Origin of the sequence: Psittacicella melopsittaci, from assembly GCF_003585925.1 — a bacterium.
Classification (GTDB): Bacteria; Pseudomonadota; Gammaproteobacteria; order Enterobacterales; family Psittacicellaceae; genus Psittacicella; species Psittacicella melopsittaci.
Window position 1 is genome coordinate 1 of sequence record NZ_NRJH01000065.1, and the last position, 3,345, is coordinate 3,345.

Consider the following 3,345-nt stretch of genomic DNA (forward strand, 5'->3'; position numbering starts at 1 on the left):
TAAAAAACAAACGCGCATTAAGCAAAGCTAAAGAGGTATTATATTTTTTCAGTTGAGCAATAAATAAAGGCCATAACTCAGTTTCAACAAATAAGCTTTGCTTTGGCTTAAATTGAGCAATAAAGCTATCTATAGCTTGTTTATACTCTAAAGGCGTATAAACTACTTGCACTTTTGCACTAACTAGTTTTTGGGCTGCTTGGAATCCTGTTGGGGTATTAGTTGTAATAATTACTTGTAGGTCTTGAAACTTATCTTTTACTAAATTTTTCTCTTGTAAGTGAACAAATTTTTTAATAAAAGATACTATGAGATTTACTTCCCCTAGTGAAGCAGCATGAATATGCAAAGAGCCATTTTTTTGACATAATGCAAAAAATTGCTCATCTATATGCCTATAGACACCAGAAAATCTTTGTTCTAGTCCTTGTCCATAACGGCTATCTTTTTTTCCTCGGCGCTTAAAGTAACCCTTTACTAAAGGTTTGAGGAGTTTCCATAAGCCTTGATAAAGAAAATATCTTGCCATAGGTTCTTCCTATTGATATAGAAAAAGAGGAGACTACTTAGCCTCCTCTTTTTTTGAACTAAACTAAATTATTTAATTTTAGCTTCTTTAAATAAAACGTGTTTACGTACTTTAGGGTCATATTTAGTTAGTTCTAATTTCCCTGGAGTATTACGTTTATTTTTAACTGTTGTATAGAAAAAACCAGTATCAGCAGTTGATACTAATTTTACTTTTTCTGTAGCGCCTTTACTAGCCATGATAACACCTTATTGAATTAAAAAGTTACTTAGATTTTTTCGCCTTTTGCACGTAGCTCAGCTAAAACAACTTCGATACCTTTTTTATCGATTGTACGTAAACCTTTAGTAGAAACACGTAAAGTTACGTAACGGTTTTCGCTCTCAACCCAAAAACGGTGTGATTGTAAATTAGGTAAGAAACGGCGACGAGTTGCATTTAAAGCGTGAGAACGGTTGTTACCAACTGCAGGACGTTTACCAGTTACTTGGCATACTCTTGACATGGTTGTTAAACTCCAATTGTAATAGTTTCAATTGCTATCGCAATTGATGTGGTAGCTGTATTCTTGGATTCGCTGCTCATCATGACTAAGAACTGAATCTGGTAAAATACCTAATTTATTAGAATGTAATTCACTCTAAAAATGCAAAAACAGGCTACCATTAAAAAGGTTTAAGATATTCACTAAAAATTACTTATTGTAATTTTAAATGAACTATAAATTGAATAAAAATACGACCTTAATTAAGTGATTTTACTTAATTATTTTAAAGTTACAATTACACGAATTGACTTCACTCGGTCTAAAAACTTAATAACACGAAAGAATTATAGCAAATTTAAAGAAAATTTGCAAATATAATTTTAGCTAAAAATTGAAAAAATCTCCAAGTTCTTATTAACAAAGGATCACTTACGCAGATGTTGGAAAATTATGTTTTTTCATTGACTATAAAATAGAATATAATAGAAAAGTCATGATAAAAATCATAATCAAAATTATTGATCTATGCAAAGAAAAAAATTATTAATTGGTATTACAGGAAGTATAGCTGCATATAAAATTGTTTTCTTAGTACGTGAAGCAGTTAAACAAAATTATGATGTTCGTGTTGTTTTAACCGAAGCAGCACAACAATTTGTAACACCATTAACTTTACAATCACTATCTCAAAATAAAGTTTATACAAGTCTTTTTGATCTCGAAGCTGAATTATCTATGGGGCATATAGAATTAGCCAAATGGGCTGATTTAGTTTTAATTGCTCCTGCTAGTGCCAATAGCATTGAAAAATTAGCACGTGGATCAGCAGATGATTTACTTTCTACATTAGTTTTAGCTAAACCAGCTAAAACACCAATTTTAATTGCTCCTGCAATGAATGTAGAAATGTATACTAAACCACAAACACAAAAAAATCTTAAAACCTTAAGCGAATATGGCTTTAAAGTTTTAGATACAGCTCAAGGTCTCCAAGCTTGTGGTGATATAGGTCAAGGAAGAATGCTTGAACCTGAAGCAATTTTAGACCTGATTAATAAAGAGCTTAATAACCAACCTATTTCCAAAGAAGTTAAACCTGTAGGTTTTGTGCAGTCGCGCGATAAATTTATTGCCGAACATATTGACAATAGCTTAATTGATGTCCCTGCATTAAAATCTAAACCTAAACAAGTTCTCTCTTTAACTAATTCCTTAGAATTTGATGATGAGTTTAGCAAATATGTAGAAAACTTCAAAGGAAAACATGTAATAGTGACAGCTGGTCCAACTCGAGAGATGATTGACCCTGTACGTTATATTACTAACCATTCATCAGGAAAAATGGGGGTATACATTGCTCTGTTAGCCAAAAAACTTGGAGCTAAGGTTACTCTTATTTGTGGTCCAGTTTCAGTAGAAATTCCTGAAGGTATTCGAACTATCAAAGTTGAGTCTGCAGAACAAATGAATAATGCAGTACAAGAAGCTTTAATAAATGTTGATGTTTTTATCGGTTGTGCTGCTGTAGGTGATTTCCGTGCTAAAGAAATTAGCACTACTAAAATTAAAAAGGCCAACGATGAAGATCAATTAACAATTACGCTCGTTAAGAATCCAGATATCCTTTATAATGTAGCAAACTCTCCTCGCCGTCCAAAATGGGTTGTAGGTTTTGCTGCTGAGACTAATAATGTTGCCGAATATGCTCGCTCTAAAATCCTTTCTAAAGGTTGTGACTGTATTTGTGCAAATGATGTGTCAAAAGAAAATCAAGGTTGGAACTCTGATTTCAATCATGTAGTCCTTTACAAAAAGGATGGTTCTATCATTGATTTAAGCTATGATCTAAAAGAAAAAATTGCTAAACTTCTAGTTTTAGATATAGCAAAATCTTTATATGATCTTGAACATGAGCTAAATTATAAATAAAAATTTTGGAGAACAAATGAGCGAATTATTAGATGTAGCTTATAAAGTCTTAGATAAAGACTTTTTTGCCGAGTTTGGTTTACCTGAGTATGGCTCACAAGGAGCTGCAGGTTTAGACTTAAGAGCTAACTTAAAAGGGCAAAGTGCTCTGAGCATAGAAGCAAATCAAACGGTATTAATTGATACAGGTTTAGCAATTCATATTAATAATCCAAACTATGCTGCTTTTATTTACCCACGTAGTGGGCAAGGGCATAAAAGAGGCTTAGTTCTTGGTAACCTTGTTGGCGTAATTGATTCAGATTATCAAGGGGAAATCAAAGTTTCTCTTTGGAATAGATCAGGTCAAACCCAAGTTATTGAACATGGAGAAAGAATTGCTCAATTAGTTTTCCAATTA

General features: G+C 32.4%; 5 protein-coding genes. 2 read left to right on the forward strand and 3 right to left on the reverse strand.

Features of this window, described 5'->3' with window-relative positions; genetic code table 11:
• From CJP74_RS07200 to rpmB, 3 genes are all read right to left on the reverse strand, one after another.
• A partial coding sequence (locus CJP74_RS07200) for a 3-deoxy-D-manno-octulosonic acid transferase (RefSeq protein WP_282432516.1) occupies positions 1–529 on the reverse strand: 529 nt, incomplete at its 3' end.
• 68 nt (positions 530–597) lie between these two features.
• Complete coding sequence (gene rpmG, locus CJP74_RS07205) at positions 598–768, reverse strand: 50S ribosomal protein L33 (protein ID WP_119497745.1); 171 nt, start codon at positions 766–768, stop codon at positions 598–600.
• 29 nt (positions 769–797) lie between these two features.
• On the reverse strand, positions 798–1,034 hold the full coding sequence (gene rpmB / locus CJP74_RS07210) for a 50S ribosomal protein L28 (RefSeq protein WP_119497747.1): 237 nt from the start codon (positions 1,032–1,034) through the stop codon (positions 798–800).
• Positions 1,035–1,541: 507 nt separating this feature from the next.
• Here rpmB and coaBC point away from each other — a divergent pair.
• Complete coding sequence (gene coaBC / locus CJP74_RS07215) at positions 1,542–2,945, forward strand: bifunctional phosphopantothenoylcysteine decarboxylase/phosphopantothenate--cysteine ligase CoaBC (protein WP_119497749.1); 1,404 nt, start codon at positions 1,542–1,544, stop codon at positions 2,943–2,945.
• A 16-nt stretch (positions 2,946–2,961) separates the two neighbouring features.
• The coding region (gene dut, locus CJP74_RS07220; RefSeq protein WP_119497751.1) for a dUTP diphosphatase at positions 2,962–3,345 on the forward strand (384 nt) is incomplete at its 3' end.